Origin of the sequence: Pseudomonas mandelii (genome assembly GCF_900106065.1) — a bacterium.
GTDB classification, from domain to species: Bacteria; Pseudomonadota; Gammaproteobacteria; order Pseudomonadales; family Pseudomonadaceae; genus Aquipseudomonas; species Aquipseudomonas mandelii.
Window position 1 is genome coordinate 685,233 of sequence record NZ_LT629796.1, and the last position, 17,977, is coordinate 703,209.

Here is a 17,977-nt window from a genome sequence, read left to right on the forward strand (position 1 = left end):
CCGCACACCCCGTAGGAGCGAGGCTTGCCCGCGAAGACGCCAGCCCATAAACACAAAAACCTCAGACCAACATGCGTTCGATAACCGCCCAAAACCCGCTTTCCCCGATTGAACCCTCCAGCCCATCCCCCGCACCATTCGTCGCACAAGACCAATAACATCAGGTTCGACACCATGCCCCCGCGCCCTGCCCTGTCCGGCTGATCCCACCCCGTTTTTCACGATATCGAATCCCTTGTCTGCAACGGCCACGTTGCGGCAGCGCCCCGTTTCATCCCTAACAATTAGAGAGACCCGAGCCCATGACGCCTTCCACCACGCCGTACTACTTCCCAAGCCTGATAGCCATCGCCCTGGCCTGCGCGGCCCTGCCTGCCATGGCCGAGGAGTCGGGTTTTGTCGAAGGTGCCAAGGTCAACCTGAACCTGCGCAATTTCTACATCAACCGCAACTTCACCAACCCGACCAAAGCCCAGGGCAAGGCTGAAGAATGGACACAAAGTTTCATTCTCGACGCCAAATCCGGCTTCACCCAAGGCACCGTCGGCTTCGGCATGGATGTGCTGGGCTTGTATTCGGTGAAGCTCGACGGCGGCAAAGGCACGGGCGGGACTCAGTTGCTGCCGCTGGATCACGACGGTCGCCCGGCGGACAGCTTTGGTCGCACCAACGTGGCGTTCAAGGCCAGGTTGTCGCAGACCGAAATCAAGGTCGGTGAATGGATGCCGGTGCTGCCGATCCTGCGCTCGGACGACGGTCGCTCCCTGCCGCAAACCTTTCGTGGCGGCCAGATCACCTCGAAAGAAATCGCCGGCCTGACGTTCTACGGCGGCCAGTTCCGCGCCAACAGCCCCCGTGACGACAGCAGCATGAGCGATATGTCGATGACCGGAAAACCGACCTTCACCTCAGACCGCTTCAACTTCCAGGGCGGCGAATACGCCTTCAACGACAAGCGCACCCAGATCGGCCTGTGGAACGCCGAACTCAAGGACATCTACAGCCAGCAATACGTGAACCTGACTCACAGCCAGCCCATCGGCGACTGGACCCTCGGCGCCAACCTGGGTTTCTTCTATGGCAAGGAAGACGGCAGCGCCCGGGCCGGCGATCTGGACAACAAGACCTGGTCAGGCCTGTTCTCGGCCAAATACGGCGGCCACACCTTCTATGTCGGCCTGCAAAAACTCACCGGCGACAGCGCCTGGATGCGGGTCAATGGCACCAGCGGCGGCACCCTGGCCAACGACAGTTACAACGCCAGTTATGACAATGCGAAAGAAAAATCCTGGCAGGTACGGCATGACTACAACTTCGTCGCCCTTGGCATTCCCGGCCTGACCCTGATGAACCGCTACATCAGCGGCGACAACGTGCACACCGGCACAATCACCGACGGCAAGGAATGGGGCCGCGAAAGCGAATTGGGCTACACCGTGCAAAGCGGCGCGCTCAAAGATCTCAACGTCAAATGGCGCAACTCGACCATTCGTCGGGACTTCAGCAACAACGAGTTCGATGAGAACCGGTTGATCGTCAGCTATCCGATCAGTTTGTTGTAACCGCACCCTGGCAGCGGTCGAAGTCAAAAGGCCGCTGCCCGTAACCACCTGTCGGCTTGCCTGGCGTTTTGCGAGTGGGCAGATACAGTCAAAAAGCGTGTTTAATTCTCCATCACTGCTGTAGGAGCCCCTGTTTTCTTCCGTTATCTCCGGATGCTGTACGCGAAGCTGCCATGACCCAGGAGGTCAGGTATGAGCAAGCGAATAGTTATCGTCGGTGGCGGCGTTGGTGGAACCATGCTGGCCAATCAACTGGCCAGCAAGCTGTATCCGGAAATCCTGCGCGGCGAAGTCTCGATTGCACTGCTGTCCAATTCCCCCGATCACTTCTATAAACCTGCGTTCATGTACGTGGCGTTCAACCTGTTCTTTGAAGAAGAACTCAAGCGCCCGGAACGTTCACTGTTGCGCCCGGAAATCGAGTTCCATGTCGATGAAGTCGTGCGTTTCGATTTCAACCGACAACACCTGCAAACCCGCAGCGGCAAGCGTTACGGCTATGACTTTTTAGTCATCGCCACCGGATGTGTGCCGGCCCCGGAACGTATCGAAGGCTTGAAAGAAGCCGGCGATCATTTCTATCAGTTCGCGCCCGCCAGGCAACTGGCGCAAAAACTGAGCACGATCGAAAAAGGCCGCATCTTCATTACCGTGTCCTTCCCGAAAACACCCAATGTCCCGCATCAATGCGGTATCGCGCCCGTCGAAACCACATTGATGCTCGATGATTTCTTGCGGCGTCGTGGGGTGAGAGACCAGGTGGAAATCGTCTACACCTACCCGACCACGGCTCAACTACTGCGCAACTGCCTGTTCCTGCAACGCCCGACCGGGGAAATTCTGCCGGGTATCTTTGAACGGAAAAATATTCGCTTTCAACGCGGCTTCACGCTCAAACGAGTCGATCCGGATAAAAAAGTCGCGTACTCCGAGGAAGGTGACGAGCAACCCTTCGACATTCTGATGGCGACACCACCGATCAGGGCCGTGGACGCTGTGCTCGAGTCCGGCGCCTCACAAGCGCCCAACGACGAAGGCTGGCTGCCGACCCACCATGAAACGTTGCAGGTCTACGGCCTGGAAAACGTCTACGTCATCGGTGATACCGTCGACTTGCCTGTCAGCAAAGCCGGCGGGGCATGCCATAACCAGGCGCCGGTGATCGCCAACAACATCGCTGCCGAAATTCGTCTGGGCACCCCCATCGCCGTCTACGACGGACGTGTTCAGGCCGTGGCACAAATGGGCCTGGATGCCGGCATGCCGCTTTGGTACGACTACCAGCACGATGTCCGGCCCACCCCGGCCACCAAGCTCGGCGGGTTGCTCAGAAACGGATTCAACCGTGGACTGTACTGGGCGGTTGCCCGCGCAATGCTTTGATCGGCCCGGGGAGAGGAGTAAATCGTAATGAGCGTCTCAAATGAATCAATCACCCCCCTCATCAGCCCTGGATCAGACGCGCTGATGGAAAAGCTCAAACCCTTGATTGACGGCGGTCGACTGGACAACCTGGTGGACCTGCTTTCACTGATCAGCGACCTCGTCGATCTACTGGACCCGGCCATGGTGGAGAAACTGGCGCGGCTGTTCGAAGGCGCGACCGAGGCAACCTGGAGCGTCAGCAATGCCGTGCGCATGGCAAAAGCCGATAGCACAGCAAACGAGCAGCCCCCTGGCTTTTACCAGCTACTGAAATTATTGCGCGAACCCGACACGCGAAGAGGGGTGGGGTTTGCACTCAAAACCCTCAACGTCATTGGAAGACAACTTTGAACGTCCAGAGAGGACAACCTCATGAGCACCAAACTGCAAAGAGCAAGGACGGCTGACTGGGACGCCACGGCCTACCAGCAATTCTCCCGGCTTCGACAACGACCGGTTAACGAGCTGATCGACCGTGTCGACATTAAAAACCCCAGGCGCATCTACGACCTGGGATGTGGCACAGGCATCGCGACGCAGGTTTTGGCCAAACGCTGGCCCCGCGCACACCTGATGGGCATCGACAGTTCGGAGCAAATGCTTCAGGAGGCCAGAGGCTTGCCGATCAAGGCGCTGTGGAAGCAGTGCGATCTACAGAACTGGCAGCCGGAGCAACCCGCCGACCTGCTCTTTGCCGCCGCCGTGCTGCACTTCATCGACGGTCACGAACAGTTGTTGCCGCGTTTGCTCGGTTATCTCAATCCAGGCGGTTGTCTGGCGGCGCACATGCCCGATTGGCGGGATGCGGTGTGGTATCAGCTGGTGCTCGACACCCTCAACGATGGAGGCTCCGACGGCAAACCGCTCGGCTCCCCGCAAGTGCGCGAGAGGATGGCGACGCGGACGTTATTGTCGCTGGAAAATTACCACCGATTGCTTGCTCCGATTACCCGGACGCTGGACATCTGGGAAACCGAGCAGTTGCAGGTCGTGGACGGCAAGTCGCCGATTTATGACTGGATCAAGGTCTCGGCCTTGCGGGCGGTGATGCAAGGCTTGAAGGATGACGAACAGGCGCGGTTCATTTATCACTTCATGATGCGGGTGCATGCGCATTACCCGCGAGAATACGATGGGCGCACGCTGTTTCCGTTCAAGCGGATCTTCATTGTCGCCACCGTTTGACCCTGTGGTCGCCGCGCGTGCCCGCGATGGCGGTGTGTCATTCACCATCGATGCAAGCTGACCCACCGCGATCGCGAGCAGGCTCGCTCCCACACGGGTCCTGTGTGAACACAAGTCATGTACTCACCGGACATCCCATGCAGGAGCGAGCCGGCTCGCGATGGCGTCAGCTCAGACACCGCAAATCGCCAGGATCACTCCCGCGATTCAACCCCAAGCTCATCCCACACCGACTCCGCCAAATGGAACGTCGCATTGGCCGCCGGGATGCCGCAGTAGATCGCACTCTGCATGATCACTTCCTTGATCTCGCCGCGGGTCACGCCGTTGTTGGCGGCGGCGCGCAGGTGCAGTTTGAGTTCTTCGTTGCGGTTCATGCCGATCAGCATGGCGATGGTGATCAGGCTGCGGGTATGGCGTGGCAGGCCCGGCCGGGTCCAGATGTCGCCCCATGCGTGGCGGGTGATCATTTCCTGGAACTCCGAGTTGAACTCGGTCAGGGCATTCAGACTGCGGTCGACATGGGCGTCGCCGAGCACCGCGCGACGGACTTCCAGGCCGTCGTCGTAACGTTGTTTCTCGTCCACAACAATCCCCTTAATCAGCTGACAAAAACGTCAGGACCCGGTCACTGAACGCAGCACCGGCCTGAACGTTGGACAAGTGCGCGGCGTAGAACTCGGCGTATTCGGCGCCCGGCACATGCTCCTGAATAAAGTGCCCACCGGACGGCGGCGTGACCGCGTCTTCGGTGCCGGCAATGACCAGCAGCGGCACCTTGATTTCGGACAGCTGATCACGGAAGTCGGCATCGCGCACGGCGGCGCAGTTGGCGGCATAACCCTCTGGCGAAGTGGCCGCGAGCATGTCGGTAATCCGCTTCGCGGCGGCCGGGTTGGCCTCGGCAAAGTCGGGGGTAAACCAGCGCGCAATCGACGCATCGCGCAAGGCGACCATGGCCGCCTGACCGTCACGCAGCACGGTTTCGATCCGTGGATTCCACACCGATGGATCGCCGATTTTCGCGGCGGTGTTGCACACCACCAACTTATTCAATCGATCACCGGCATTGATGCCCAGCCACTGGCCGATCAAGCCACCCATGGACAGGCCGCAGAAATGCGCACGTTCGATGTGCAGCGCATCCAGCAGCGCCAGCACGTCGTGGCCCAGTTGCTCGATGCTGTATGGCCCCGGCGTGACCAGCGATTTTCCGTGGCCACGGGTGTCGAAACGCAGCACCCGGAAATGCTCGGAGAACGCGGCGACCTGCGCGTCCCACATGTGCAGGTCGGTGCCCAGCGAGTTGGACAGCACCAGCACCGGTGCATCCGCCGGGCCATCAAATTGGTAATGCAGTTCGCCCTCGGCGAGTTGTACAAAAGCCACAGCAATCTCCTTCAGGCAGTCAACGCAGAATGTTCAGCCACCGCCCGCTCGACCCAGGTATGGGCCTGACCAAGGTAATGGGCGGGGTCCAGCAGACGATCGAGTTCCAGGGCCGACAACTCGGCGGTCACTTGCGGCTCTTCGCCGAGCACCGCTCGCAGATGACGTTGCTCGGCCACTGCACGTTTGCAGCAGCGCTCCAGCAGATGGTGCGCAGTGTCGCGGCCAACCCGTTGGGCGAGGACGATGCTCACCGCCTCGGCCAGCACCAGGCCTTGGGTCAGGTCGAGGTTGCGGGCCATGCGGTCGGCGTCCACTTCCAGCCCGTCCGCCACCAGCAGCGCTTGCTTGAGGCTGCCGGACACCAGGCAGCAAATCTCCGGCAGGGTTTCCCATTCGGCATGCCACAGGCCCAGGCTGCGCTCGTGTTCCTGAGGCATGGCGCTGAACAGGGTCGAGAGCAAACCGGGAACGCGGGTCGCCGCACCGATCAGCACCGCGGCGCCCACCGGGTTGCGTTTGTGCGGCATGGTCGAGGAACCGCCCTTGCCCGGTGCCGACGGTTCGAACACTTCGCCGGCTTCGGTCTGCATCAACAGACTGATGTCGCGGCCGAGTTTGCCGAGGCTGCCGGCGATCAAACCGAGTACCGCGCCGAACTCCACCAAGCGGTCTCGCTGGGTGTGCCAGGGTTGGTCCGGCAGGGTCAGTTGCAGCTCACCGGCCAAGGCTTCGGCAATCGGCATCGCTTGCTCGCCGAGGGCTGCCAGGGTTCCGGAGGCGCCGCCAAATTGCAGCACCAGCAACCGAGGCTTGAGTTCTTGCAGACGTTGGCGGCTGCGAGTGACGGCGCCCAGCCAACCGGCGATTTTCATGCCGAGGGTGACGGGCGTGGCGTGCTGCAACCAGGTGCGCCCGGCCAGCGGCGTGGCGACGAAGCGTAACGCCTGGGTCGCCAAGGTTTCGCCCAGTTGCGCCAGATCGCTTTCGATCAGCGCCAGCGCGCGGCGCAGTTGCAGCACCAGGCCCGTGTCCATTACGTCCTGACTGGTGGCGCCCAGATGCACGTAGCGTTCTGCTTCGGCATCGTTGGCGGCGATCTGTTTACCCAACGCCTTGACCAACGGAATCGCCGAATTGCCCGCCGTGGCAATCGCCTCGCCGAGTGCTGAAAAGTCGTAATGCCCAGCCTGACAAGCCGCTGCGATCGAGGCGACAGCCGACAGCGGAATCAAACCCACCCGCGCCTCGGCCCGGGCCAGTGCCGCTTCGAAATCAAGCATGGCCTGCACCCGGCCTTGATCACAAAACACCTCACGCATATCGCGTGCCGTGAAATAGGCATCGAACAATTGATTGCCCGGTCGCTGATTCATAGACAGTCCCTGAAGGCATGGGCCAGTCGGGCCCACGCGGATGGATCAAAGGTCGTGGTGCAAATACTTGGCCTGTTTCGGCAGGCGCAGGCTGAACAGGAACGCCACCGCCATCATCACTGTCACGTACCAGTAGAAGGAGTTTTCAATGCCCGCGGCTTTAAGGCTCAGGGCGACGTATTCCGCCGAACCACCGAAGATCGCGTTGGCCACCGCATACGCCAGGCCGACACCGAGTGCGCGCACTTCCGGCGGGAACATCTCGGCTTTTACCAGGCCACTGATGGAGGTGTAGAAACTGACGATCGCCAGCGCCACGGTAATCAGCACAAAGGCCAGGAACGGACTGCTGACACTTTTCAGGCTCAGCAGAATCGGCACAGTACACAACGTACCCAATGCACCGAACCACAGCATCGAGTTACGGCGACCGATCTTGTCCGCGAGCATGCCGAACAGCGGCTGCATGCACATATAAAGGAACAGCGCGCCGGTCATGATGTAACTGGCGGTCTTGGCGTGCATGCCGGCGGTGTTCACCAGGTACTTCTGCATGTACGTGGTGAACGTGTAGAAAATCAGCGAGCCACCGGCGGTGTAACCGAGCACGGTAATAAAGGCCGCTTTATGGTCGCGGAACAACGCGCGAATGCTGCCGGCGTCCTTGTTTTCACGCATTTCCTTGCTGGTGGTTTCCTTGAGCGAACGACGCAGGAACAGCGAGATCAATGCAGCCACGGCGCCGACCACAAACGGGATCCGCCAGCCGTAGGCACGCAGGTCATCTTCAGTGAGGAACTGTTGCAGGACCACCACCAGCGACACCGCCAGCAACTGCCCGCCAATCAGCGTCACGTACTGGAACGAGGCGAAGAACCCGCGCTGGCCCTTGAGGGCGACTTCGCTCATGTAGGTTGCGGTGGTGCCGTACTCACCGCCCACCGACAAGCCCTGCAGCAAACGGGCGAACAACAGCATGATCGGCGCCCAGACGCCAATGTCCTTGTAGGTCGGCAGGCAGGCGATGAGCAACGAACCGAAACACATCATCAGAATCGAGATCAGCATCGAATTCTTGCGCCCGTGCTTGTCCGCGACACGGCCGAAAATCCAGCCGCCAATCGGCCGCATCAGGAACCCGGCCGCAAACACGCCGGCGGTATTCACCAGCTGCACAGTCGGGTTATCGGACGGGAAAAAGGCCGGCGCAAAGTAGATCGCGCAAAAGGCGTAGACGTAGAAGTCGAACCATTCAACGAGGTTGCCGGACGAGGCGCCGACAATGGCGAAGATCCGTTTGCTGCGCTCTTCGCCGGTGTAGTGCGCTGGAATAGCGGTAGGAGTTGTCATTGTTTTTCACTCTTTGGGGACCATGACATTCTAGACACACTTTGCAACAGTCCCGTTCCACAGTTGGCAATACTGTCCTCTGTAAGGAGTGAGCCTGCTCGCGATGGCGGAGTGTCATTCAGCACTGAAGGCACTGATACACCGCCATCGCGAGCAGGCTCACTCCTACAGGGATCTGCGGTGTTTTCAGTAGTCGAAGAACACCGTCTCGGCATCGGTGCCTTGCAGGATCACATTCCACTGATAGACACCCGACGCATCCTGCTTCGCCAGCAACGTACCCCGGCGCTCGGCCGGCACACACTCCAGCAACGGGTCGTCGACGTTCGCCGGTTCGCCCTCAAAGTAAATCCGCGTCAGCAAGTGCTTCACCAACCCGCGAGCGAACACCAGCACCACCAGGTGCGGCGCCTGGGTCGAGCCCTTCAGGCCTTCCACCGTTCCGGGTTTGATCGTGGTGAAACGAAAGCGCCCTTCGGCGTCCACCGGCACCCGGCCGAAGCCTTCGAAATTCGGGTCCAGGGGTTTGGCCTGGTCGTCTTCGGGGTGGTCGTACTTGCCGGCGGCGTTGGCCTGCCAGACTTCCAGCATCGCGTCGTTAACGAAATCGCCATTGCCATCGACGACTTGCCCGGTGATCGCCACGCGCTCGCCCAGGGTTTGTTCGACCGTCAGGTCTTCGCGGTTCAGCCAGGTCAAACCAATGTGGTAATACGGCCCGACGGTGTGGGATGTGGTCGCGTTCAGCGTCATCTTATTTCTCCATCGGCGTGGCTTCACGGCCGCGCAAGACGATGTCCCAGCGATAACCGAGGGCATAGGAAGGGATGGTTTTTTCCAGGTCGAAACTGGCGATCAAACGCTCTTTGGCGCTGGTGTCCGGTACGCAGTTGTAGATCGGGTCATAAGCCAGCAGCGGGTCGCCGGGGAAATACATCTGCGTGACCAGCCGCGTCAGGATGCTCGGCCCAAACAGCGAGAAATGAATGTGCGCCGGACGCCAGGCGTTGTGGTGGTTGCCCCACGGGTAAGCGCCGGGCTTGATGGTCTGGAATTGATACCAACCATCGGCGTCGGTCACGGTGCGACCGGTACCGGTGAAGTTCGGGTCCAGCGGCGCGTCGTGCAGGTCGCGGGCATGGTTGTAGCGCCCGGCGGCATTGGCCTGCCAGATCTCCACCAGAATCCCCGGCACCGGCAAGCCGTCTTCATCCAGCACGCGGCCGTGGATGATGATGCGCTCGCCCAACGGTTCGCCCGCGTGCTGCACCGTCAGGTCGTTGTCCTTCTCGTTGATACGCTCGGCGCCGATGGTCGGGCCGGTAATTTCCGACAACGAATGCGGCAAAAACACCAACGGCTTGGACGGCGCGCGAAGGTTGGTGGATTGATAAGTCGGGTGCAGGTAGTCCGGCTGGGTGCCTTCCTGCGGGCGACGGTAACCAGGCTTGTCAGTCATTTCGCTTTCCTCTGTTCTTATTAGTCTGCCGGGCGTCAGACGCGTTCGATGGCCAAGGCCAGACCCTGGCCGACACCGACGCACATGGTCGCCAGGCCTTTGTTGCCGCCCGTTTTTTCAAGCTGATGCAACGCGGTCAGGACCAGGCGCGCACCGCTCATGCCCAACGGATGGCCCAAGGCAATGGCGCCACCGTTCGGGTTGACCTGGGCCGCGTCGTCCGCCAAGCCCAGCTCACGCAGTACCGCTAACCCTTGGCTGGCAAAGGCTTCATTGAGTTCGATCACATCGAAATCGCTGACGGCCAGCCCGAGGCGCTCGGTCAATTTGCGCACCGCCGGCACCGGGCCGATGCCCATTACCCGTGGCGCGACACCCGCGCTCGCCATACCCAGCACTTTGGCGCGGGCGGTCAGGCCGTGTTTCTTCACTGCTTCAGCGGAGGCCAGAATCAACGCCGCTGCGCCGTCGTTCACACCGGAAGCGTTGCCGGCGGTGACGGTTTTGCCTGGACCGTTGACGGGCTTCAGCTTGGCCAGGGTTTCCAGCGTGGTGTCGGCACGAGGATGCTCATCCTGGCTGACGACGGTTTCGCCTTTCTTGTGGGCAACCCGCACTTCGACGATTTCTTCAGCGAAAAATCCTGCAGCTTGCGCGGCGGCTGTGCGCTGCTGGCTGCGCAGGGCGAAAGCGTCCTGATCCTCGCGAGACACTTCGTAATCGTCGGCCACGTTGTCGGCGGTCTGCGGCATCGCATCGACGCCGTATTGCGCCTTCATCAACGGGTTGATGAAGCGCCAGCCGATGGTGGTGTCTTCCAGCTTCATGTTGCGCGAGAACGCCGCATCGGCCTTGCCCATCACGAAGGGTGCGCGGGACATCGACTCGACGCCGCCGGCAATTGCCAGTTCCATTTCGCCACTGGCGATTGCGCGGAAGGCAGTGCCGATCGCATCCATACCCGAGGCGCAGAGGCGATTGAGCGTGACGCCGGGAATGCTTTCCGGCAGCCCGGCCAGCAACAGCGCCATGCGGGCGACGTTGCGGTTGTCTTCGCCGGCCTGGTTGGCGCAGCCGAGGAACACCTCGTCCACTGCGTTCCAGTCCACCGACGGGTTGCGTTCCATCAAGGCCTTGATCGGCACGGCGGCGAGGTCGTCTGCACGCACCGCTGACAAGCCGCCGCCGAAACGGCCGATGGGGGTGCGAATCGCATCGCAGATATAAACGTCGCGCATCACGCTTCTCCCGGTGTCTGGCCATGGGCGGCGGCGGTGCGGGCTTCCAGGTCCCTGAGCGCCTTAAGCTCAACATCCGTTGGCTCAGCCGTATTTTCGACATTGCCTGCGAAGCGAATTGCCCAGCCGGTGGCGGCAATCACTTGCTCGCGAGTCACGCCCGGGTGCAGCGCGGTGACCACGAATTCATGGGTATCCGCTTCGGGCTCCATGATGCACAGGTCGGTAATGATGCCGACTGGCCCGGCGCCCGGAAGGCCGAGACGCTTGCGCGAATCACCGCCCTCGCCATGACCGACCGAGGTGATGAAGTCGAGTTTGTCGACGAAGGAGCGTGCCGATTGCTTGAGAATGATGAGTACGCTTTTCGCCGAGCCGGCAATTTCCGGCGCGCCACCGGCACCGGGCAGACGGACTTTCGGTGCGTGGTAATCACCGACCACGGTGGTGTTGATGTTGCCGAAGCGGTCGACCTGCGCGGCGCCGAGAAAACCGACGTCAATGCGCCCGCCCTGCAACCAGTAGCGAAAAATCTCACCGGTCGGGACGACGGTGTCGGCGGTTTCCGCCAGTTCGCCGTCACCGATCGACAGCGGCAGTACGCTTGGCTTGGCACCGATCGGACCCGATTCGTAGATCAGGACCACATCCGGCGAAGACGTCAGGCGCGCCAGGTTGGCGGCTTTCGACGGCAGGCCGATGCCGACGAAGCACACCGAACCGTTCTTCAGGCGGCGGGCAGCGGCGACGGTCATCATTTCGTTGGTGGTGTAAGTCATTACTTGGCCTCCGAAGCAGCGGCCAGTTTGGCCTGGAACTCGCTGAAGTCAGCGCAGCCGTGGATGTATTCGTCGATCCACGCGGTGAAGGTTTCACGGTCGCGGGCAATCGGGTCCCAAGCCTGGTAGAAGCGGTTGTCGCGTTCGTTGTAACCGTGGGCGTAGGACGGATGCGCGCCGCCAGGCACATGGCAGACCGCGCTCAAGGCCCAGGTCGGCAGCACGCAAGAATTCATTGGTGCATTGAGGTCGTCGACGATTTCCTCGACGGTGACGATGCAACGTTTGGCCGCCAGCGCGGCTTCTTTTTGAACGCCGAGAATGCCCCACAGCAGCACGTTGCCTTTGCGGTCGGCTTTCTGCGCGTGAATCACGGTGATGTCCGGGCGTACCGAAGGCACGGCGGCCAACACTTCGCCGGTGAACGGGCAGGTGACGGTTTTGATCAGCGGGTTGACCTTCGGCAAGTCGGAACCGGCGTAGGCACGCAGTACCGCGAACGGTAGGCCGGAGGCGCCAGCGACGTAGGCATTGGCCAGGTCGGCGTGGCTATGCTCTTCGATTTCCAGCGCGTGCGGCCACTGCTTCTCGACCGCGTCACGCAGACGGTGCAGCGAACCGACACCCGGGTTGCCGCCCCAGGAGAAAATCAGCTTGCGAGCACAACCGGCGCCGATCAACTGGTCGTAGATCAGGTCAGGCGTCATCCGCACCAGCGTCAGATCTTTCTTGCCCTGGCGAATGATTTCGTGACCGGCCGCCGTAGGGATCAGGTGAGTGAAGCCTTCGAGCGCGACGGTATCGCCGTCGTTGACGAATTGCTTCACCGCGTCGTGCAGCGAAAGGATTTCAGCCATGGGGCAGGCTCCCGTTTGTGATGAACCGACAGTGGTAGAAAAAGGCGCGATGCGCAGCGCCGGAATGACTGAAGGTTAAGCCTGTGCAAAACGCCAAACAATCCGATAATCGACTAAGTGTTCGTTTATCGAACATATTGTTGTCTCGCTATCGATCCCAAAAAGCATCGTCGGAACGCCGCCCGGAGCCGGCTCACTCCTACAGGAGAACGCGATTGACTGTAGAACCGAGCCTTCTCGCGAAGAGGCCATCAAACCCGCCGAAGATTCCGGAGCCTGGACTCAGGTCGCATCCGCATGACTGACCATGCCCTTGATCACCACCGCCATGGTTGCCACCGCCGCCGGAATCACCAGCGCCGTCAGCACCTGTTCAAAGTTCCAGCCCAGGCCCAGCAATGTCGCACCCATCCAGGCCCCGAGAATCGCGCCGAAACGACCAATCCCGAGCATCCACGACACCCCGGTCGCTCGCCCTTGAGTCGGATAAAACCGCGCTGCCAGCGACGGCATCGCCGATTGCGCACCGTTGACGCACATGCCGGCCACCAGCACCAATGTCGCCAAAATCGTGATATTGCCCAGGCTCTGCCCTACCGCGTAGGCAAACACCCCGGCCAGCAGGTAGAAAATGCCGATGACCTTGTGCGGATTGAACCGGTCCATCGCCCAGCCCACGCCCACTGCGCTCAACACCCCGCCAAACTGGAACAGGGCACCAATGAATGCCGCTTGTTCCATGCTCGCGCCACTGTCACGCATCAGCGTCGGCAACCAACTGGTCAGCAGGTAAACAATCACCAGCCCCATGAAGTAGGTCAGCCACAACAGCAAGGTGCCGGTGCTATAGGTGCCAGAGAAGATCACCGCGAACACGTTGCGCGCCTTCACGGTTTTCTGCTCCGGTACGCTGAAGCTCGACGCCTGAGCGACGACGGTCGGATCGATCGGTGCGAGAGCCTTGCGCACTTTGTCGGTGCCACGGTTGCGCACGACCAGGTAACGCGCCGATTCGGGCAGCCAGAACAGCAAGACGACGGTCAGGATCAACGGCAGAATCCCGCCGATCAGTAGCAGACTGTGCCAGCCGAAGGCCGGAATCAGCTTGGCCGAGATAAACCCACCACCGGCCATGCCGAGGTTGAAGCCGCAGAACATGCTGGTCACCAGCAGGGATTTTTTGCGCTCCGGGGTGTATTCCGACAACAGCGTGGTGGCGTTCGGCATCCCGGCGCCAAGGCCCAGGCCGGTGAGGAAGCGCAGCACCAGCAGTTGATCGACGTTAGTGCTGTACGCCGAGGCCAGGCTGAAAGCCCCGAACAACAATACCGCGCCGACCAGTACGACTTTTCGCCCAAAGCGGTCAGCCAAGGGACCGGAGCCCAGTGCGCCGAAGACCATGCCGATCAGCGCGGCACTCATCACCGGGCCGAGACTGGCGCGATCAATGCCCCAGTCCTGGGACAGGGCCGGCGCGATGAAGCCCATGGCCGCGGTATCGAGGCCATCAAGGAAGACAATCAGGAAACACAGGATCACCACTCGCCACTGGTAGCGCGAGATGGGTTGAGCATTGATGAAGGACTGCACGTCGAGGCAGTTTCCTACAGCAGACTGAGGCTGGTTCATTATTTTTATTCCACGCAAGAACGCAGTCGGACAGGTGCCAGCTCAGGGCTGGCGCTGCCGCGACAGTAATGATCCTGGGGAAACAGCGTCAATTCGATAAACGCGAGTCTGTGCGTTTATCGAACAGCTTAGGCAAACAACTGGGCGCTGAGGTCACGGCTGGCACTTAACAAACCGGGCAAGAAACGCTGCTCCAGCTCGTTGCGGCTGACTCGTCCGGCGTGGGTACTGACGTTGAGCGCGGCCACCACCTGGCCCGAAGCGTCGTACACCGGAACGGCAATCGAACGCAGGCCCTGCTCCAGTTCCTGATCGACGATGCACCAGCCTTGTTGCCGCACTTCCTGCAGACATTCGAGCAACGCCTCGGGTGTGTGCAAGGTTCGGCTGGTCTTGGCCTGGAACTCCGCATGGTCGAGGTATTCGCGCAGCGAGGTGTCGTCCAGTGCCGCAAGAAGAATCCGGCCCATCGACGTGCAATACGCTGGCAACCGCCCGCCCACCGACAGGTCGACGGAAATCAGGCGTTGGGTGGTCGCCGAGCGAGCGATGTACAAAATGTCGTCGCCCTCCAGCGTGGCCATGTTGCAGGCCTCGTGAAGTTGCTCACTCATACGGTCCAGATACGGCTGGGCGGACACCGCCAAAGGCGTTGAGGACAAATAGGCATGGCCCAGCGTCAGCACTTTGGGCAGCAGCGAATAGGTGCGACCGTCGGTGGTGGCGTAGCCGAGTTTGATCAGGGTGTGCAGGCAACGTCGCACAGCGGCGCGGGGAATTTCCGTGCGGTGGCTGATCTGGGCAATGGTCAGGTGCCGTTTGCGCTCCTGGAACGCTTGAACCACCGCCAATCCCCGGGCCAGAGACGTCATGAAATCCGGATCGCCGGTCAGGGCCTGGATTCGCTTGGCGGGCGAGGCCACGATCGGCGGCGCCACTGAAGCGAAGGAGTTGCGCATTTGATCGTTCATATCAGGTCCTTTTCCCACACGGATCAGCGGCTATTACAAGCGGCTTCGGGTCCGGCACACAAGCCACAGGCTGCAAGATTGGGCGATTATCGAACCATCGACCGATAATCGCAATCGACCTCACAGGCGATGGCTACCTGCGCGCGCTGATTTGCGCAGCGCCCGCAACATGCTTTTATTCTTTACTGATTAAGGGCTGATGTAGTGGGATTAACTTGTTCGACTTTATGGCGTCAGAAAGACATCGTTGCACTGTGACATCACCCACACCCTAGTTACCTCTGAAAGTTGTGAGTAACAAAACAATCACACAGGTAGAACTACTTTTAACTCTCAAGCGATAGTGTTCTTCGGATCGACCGCTATAATGCACCTCAGTGGCGAAGCGGTTTTTACGTGCCGATCCCGCTATCCGGCAGCCCGGTATTCTATCGTCGCTGCCTGCAGCAAGCGCTTGACGCTCATTTCATATGCTCCGCCAACGCGCTCGCTGAAACAGGTAACTGATGCTACGTCAGCTGTTTTTCTCTGGTGCCGTGGCCGCCTGCAACATGGAAGTATTTTTCGCACGCCGTAGAAACGATGCCTTTATCGGGTATTGGCCTTTCGACGGGTGTGGTCAATAGGTTCCATGCAGCGCGTTTCACCAGAATTTATCTCAACTCATACAGGTAGCACTGTGACGAAAGACGAACTGCGCGCGGAACTTGAGCGCCAGGAACAACGTTACAAGGAAGTTTACGGCGGGGAAGTCACCACCTACGCCGCTCAGCCCGAACCCGAACGCAAACCCTGGCGTAAACGCGCCACCGTTCAGGATCAGGCATTCACCCAGGAATTGCAGAAGATGGAAAAGGAACTCAAAGCCGAAGAACCCTGAATACCTCGGCCTGAATCCTTCAAGGGTCTGCATCGGCACCCGTTAAAAGCGGGGTGTTCTGATGATGCCTTTCGCGCCCGCTACAAGCGGGCAGCGGTCACCTCACCCTACGGATGAGGCAAATGGCACTTGCCTGACCCTCTTCTCAGATATTTCACACAAGTGTTCAAGCCTCTCGGTCTCACGAGAGAAACCCTTGTGGCTGCGGCCTTTTCATCTGAATTCAATGACTTGCAAAACCCGGTAAAAACCTCGGCGATAGGCCATCGTCACAAATTAATTCGTTGAAGAATGTTACCGATGAGCACCTAGTGCATCGATTTGCAGTCTTTTCTGGCATAATCGCGCCCCCTTATGACCGGGTCAGAAAACCTTCATGATCGATTTATTCAGCGGACTTGATGCTTGGGTGCTTGTGAGCCTCTTGCTCGCCCTGGCCTTTGTCCTCGCCTTCGAGTTCATCAACGGCTTTCATGACACCGCTAACGCGGTGGCCACCGTTATCTACACCAAAGCCATGCCGCCTCATCTGGCGGTGTTCTTTTCCGGTGTGTTCAACTTTCTCGGCGTACTGCTGGGCGGTGTCGGCGTGGCGTATGCCATCGTCCACCTGCTGCCGGTAGAACTGCTGATCAATGTGAACACCGGTCACGGGCTGGCCATGGTGTTCTCGCTGCTCGCCGCCGCCATCACCTGGAACCTGGGCACCTGGTACTTCGGTATCCCGGCCTCCAGCTCCCACACGCTGATCGGTTCGATCCTCGGTGTCGGCCTGGCCAACGCGTTGATCAACGACATTGCGTTGGCCGATGGCGTGAACTGGCAGAAAGCGATCGACATCGGGGCGTCCCTGGTGTTCTCGCCGATGGCGGGTTTCCTGGTCGCAGCGCTGATATTGATCGGTCTTAAATGGTGGCGTCCTCTGTCGAAGATGCACAAGACACCGGAACAGCGCCGCAAGATCGACGACAAGAAACACCCGCCGTTCTGGAATCGCCTGGTGCTGGTGATCTCAGCCATGGCCGTGAGCTTCGTGCACGGTTCCAACGATGGCCAGAAAGGTATCGGCCTGATCATGCTGGTGCTGATCGGTATCGTGCCGGCGCAGTTCGTTCTCGACCTGGGCAGCACGACCTACCAGATCGAACGGACCCGCGATGCGACGTTGCACCTGAGCCAGTTCTACAAGCGTAACGCCGACACCTTGGGCGAGTACCTGGCCCTGGGCAAAAGCGTGGAAGGCGATCTGCCGGAGAAATTCCGTTGCAACCCGCAACAGACCGAACCGACCATCACCGCCCTCCTCGACACCCTTAAAGGTGTAGCGGATTACCACTCGCTGTCGCCGGAAAGCCGCATCGAAGTGCGTCGCTATCTGCTCTGCCTGGATGACACGGCGAAGAAAGTCGGCAAGCTGCCTGGCCTCGCTGCCCGTGAAAAGGCTGACCTGGACAAACTGCGCAAAGACCTGACCACCACCACCGAATACGCCCCGTTCTGGGTGATTCTGGCGGTCGCCCTGGCCCTGGGCCTGGGGACCATGGTCGGCTGGAAACGCGTGGTGCTGACCATCGGCGAGAAGATCGGCAAGCAGGGCATGACTTACTCCCAAGGCATGTCGGCACAGATCACCACCGCGAGCCTGATCGGCATGGCCAACATCTTCAGCCTGCCGGTCTCCACCACCCACGTCCTGTCCTCGGGTGTGGCGGGCACCATGGTCGCCAATAAAAGCGGCCTGCAAGGCGGCACCGTGAGAACCATCCTGCTGGCCTGGGTCCTGACCCTGCCCGCGACAGTGGCCTTGTCGGCCGGCCTGTTCTGGCTGGCATCGAAGGCACTGGGCAGCTGATACATGGCTGCGACAAAGAGGCGCG

17 protein-coding genes are annotated in these 17,977 nt (G+C 60.3%); 6 read left to right on the plus strand and 11 right to left on the minus strand.

What is annotated here, in order from left to right:
* The first annotated feature begins 302 nt into the window (after positions 1-302).
* From BLU63_RS03120 to BLU63_RS03135, 4 genes are all read left to right on the plus strand, one after another.
* Complete coding sequence (locus BLU63_RS03120; RefSeq protein WP_083374864.1) at positions 303-1,562, plus strand: OprD family porin; 1,260 nt, start codon at positions 303-305, stop codon at positions 1,560-1,562.
* Between the two features lie 192 nt (positions 1,563-1,754).
* Positions 1,755-2,945, plus strand: a complete 1,191-nt coding sequence (locus BLU63_RS03125) for an NAD(P)/FAD-dependent oxidoreductase (RefSeq protein ID WP_083374865.1) — start codon at positions 1,755-1,757, stop codon at positions 2,943-2,945.
* Between the two features lie 27 nt (positions 2,946-2,972).
* Positions 2,973-3,338, plus strand: coding sequence for a DUF1641 domain-containing protein (locus tag BLU63_RS03130; RefSeq protein WP_083374866.1), 366 nt, complete (start codon positions 2,973-2,975; stop codon positions 3,336-3,338).
* 21 nt (positions 3,339-3,359) lie between these two features.
* On the plus strand, positions 3,360-4,172 hold the full coding sequence (locus BLU63_RS03135; protein ID WP_083374867.1) for a methyltransferase domain-containing protein: 813 nt from the start codon (positions 3,360-3,362) through the stop codon (positions 4,170-4,172).
* A 194-nt stretch (positions 4,173-4,366) separates the two neighbouring features.
* On the opposite strand, the gene pcaC is transcribed toward BLU63_RS03135, so the two are convergent.
* The 11 genes from pcaC to pcaR form a co-directional block, all read right to left on the minus strand.
* Positions 4,367-4,759: a 4-carboxymuconolactone decarboxylase gene (gene pcaC, locus BLU63_RS03140; protein WP_083374868.1), complete on the minus strand. Its 393-nt coding sequence runs from the start codon at positions 4,757-4,759 to the stop codon at positions 4,367-4,369.
* Positions 4,760-4,769: 10 nt separating this feature from the next.
* Positions 4,770-5,561, minus strand: coding sequence for a 3-oxoadipate enol-lactonase (gene pcaD, locus BLU63_RS03145; protein WP_083374869.1), 792 nt, complete (start codon positions 5,559-5,561; stop codon positions 4,770-4,772).
* Between the two features lie 11 nt (positions 5,562-5,572).
* Positions 5,573-6,937: a 3-carboxy-cis,cis-muconate cycloisomerase gene (locus BLU63_RS03150; protein ID WP_083374870.1), complete on the minus strand. Its 1,365-nt coding sequence runs from the start codon at positions 6,935-6,937 to the stop codon at positions 5,573-5,575.
* A gap of 45 nt (positions 6,938-6,982) precedes the next feature.
* A complete protein-coding gene (locus BLU63_RS03155) occupies positions 6,983-8,287 on the minus strand; it encodes an MFS family transporter (RefSeq protein ID WP_010462539.1) in 1,305 nt (434 codons plus the stop codon).
* Positions 8,288-8,473: 186 nt separating this feature from the next.
* Positions 8,474-9,040 carry a protocatechuate 3,4-dioxygenase subunit alpha gene (gene pcaG / locus BLU63_RS03160; RefSeq protein ID WP_077749557.1) on the minus strand — a complete coding sequence of 189 codons (567 nt, stop codon included), beginning with the start codon at positions 9,038-9,040 and terminating at the stop codon, positions 8,474-8,476.
* 1 nt (position 9,041) lies between these two features.
* The gene (gene pcaH, locus BLU63_RS03165; RefSeq protein ID WP_010462543.1) at positions 9,042-9,746 is read right to left on the minus strand and encodes a protocatechuate 3,4-dioxygenase subunit beta; all 705 of its coding nucleotides are present in this window, start codon (positions 9,744-9,746) and stop codon (positions 9,042-9,044) included.
* Between the two features lie 35 nt (positions 9,747-9,781).
* Entirely contained in the window at positions 9,782-10,987 is a 1,206-nt protein-coding gene (gene pcaF / locus BLU63_RS03170; protein ID WP_169856229.1) for a 3-oxoadipyl-CoA thiolase, read from the minus strand.
* Positions 10,984-11,763 (minus strand): CoA-transferase subunit beta, encoded by a 780-nt coding sequence (locus BLU63_RS03175; RefSeq protein WP_010462546.1) that lies wholly within the window; start codon positions 11,761-11,763, stop codon positions 10,984-10,986. The genes pcaF and BLU63_RS03175 overlap by 4 nt, the downstream gene beginning before the upstream one ends.
* Positions 11,763-12,620 (minus strand): CoA transferase subunit A, encoded by an 858-nt coding sequence (locus tag BLU63_RS03180; protein ID WP_010462548.1) that lies wholly within the window; start codon positions 12,618-12,620, stop codon positions 11,763-11,765. The genes BLU63_RS03175 and BLU63_RS03180 overlap by 1 nt, the downstream gene beginning before the upstream one ends.
* Positions 12,621-12,902: 282 nt before the next feature.
* A complete protein-coding gene (locus BLU63_RS03185; protein WP_010462550.1) occupies positions 12,903-14,249 on the minus strand; it encodes an MFS transporter in 1,347 nt (448 codons plus the stop codon).
* A gap of 128 nt (positions 14,250-14,377) precedes the next feature.
* Positions 14,378-15,220, minus strand: a complete 843-nt coding sequence (gene pcaR, locus BLU63_RS03190; protein ID WP_010462552.1) for a pca regulon transcriptional regulator PcaR — start codon at positions 15,218-15,220, stop codon at positions 14,378-14,380.
* A 679-nt stretch (positions 15,221-15,899) separates the two neighbouring features.
* On the opposite strand from pcaR, the gene BLU63_RS03195 reads away from it, so the two are divergent.
* Positions 15,900-16,100, plus strand: a complete 201-nt coding sequence (locus BLU63_RS03195) for a hypothetical protein (protein ID WP_007935837.1) — start codon at positions 15,900-15,902, stop codon at positions 16,098-16,100.
* Between the two features lie 376 nt (positions 16,101-16,476).
* A complete protein-coding gene (locus BLU63_RS03200; RefSeq protein ID WP_010462556.1) occupies positions 16,477-17,952 on the plus strand; it encodes an inorganic phosphate transporter in 1,476 nt (491 codons plus the stop codon).
* Positions 17,953-17,977 lie beyond the last annotated feature (25 nt).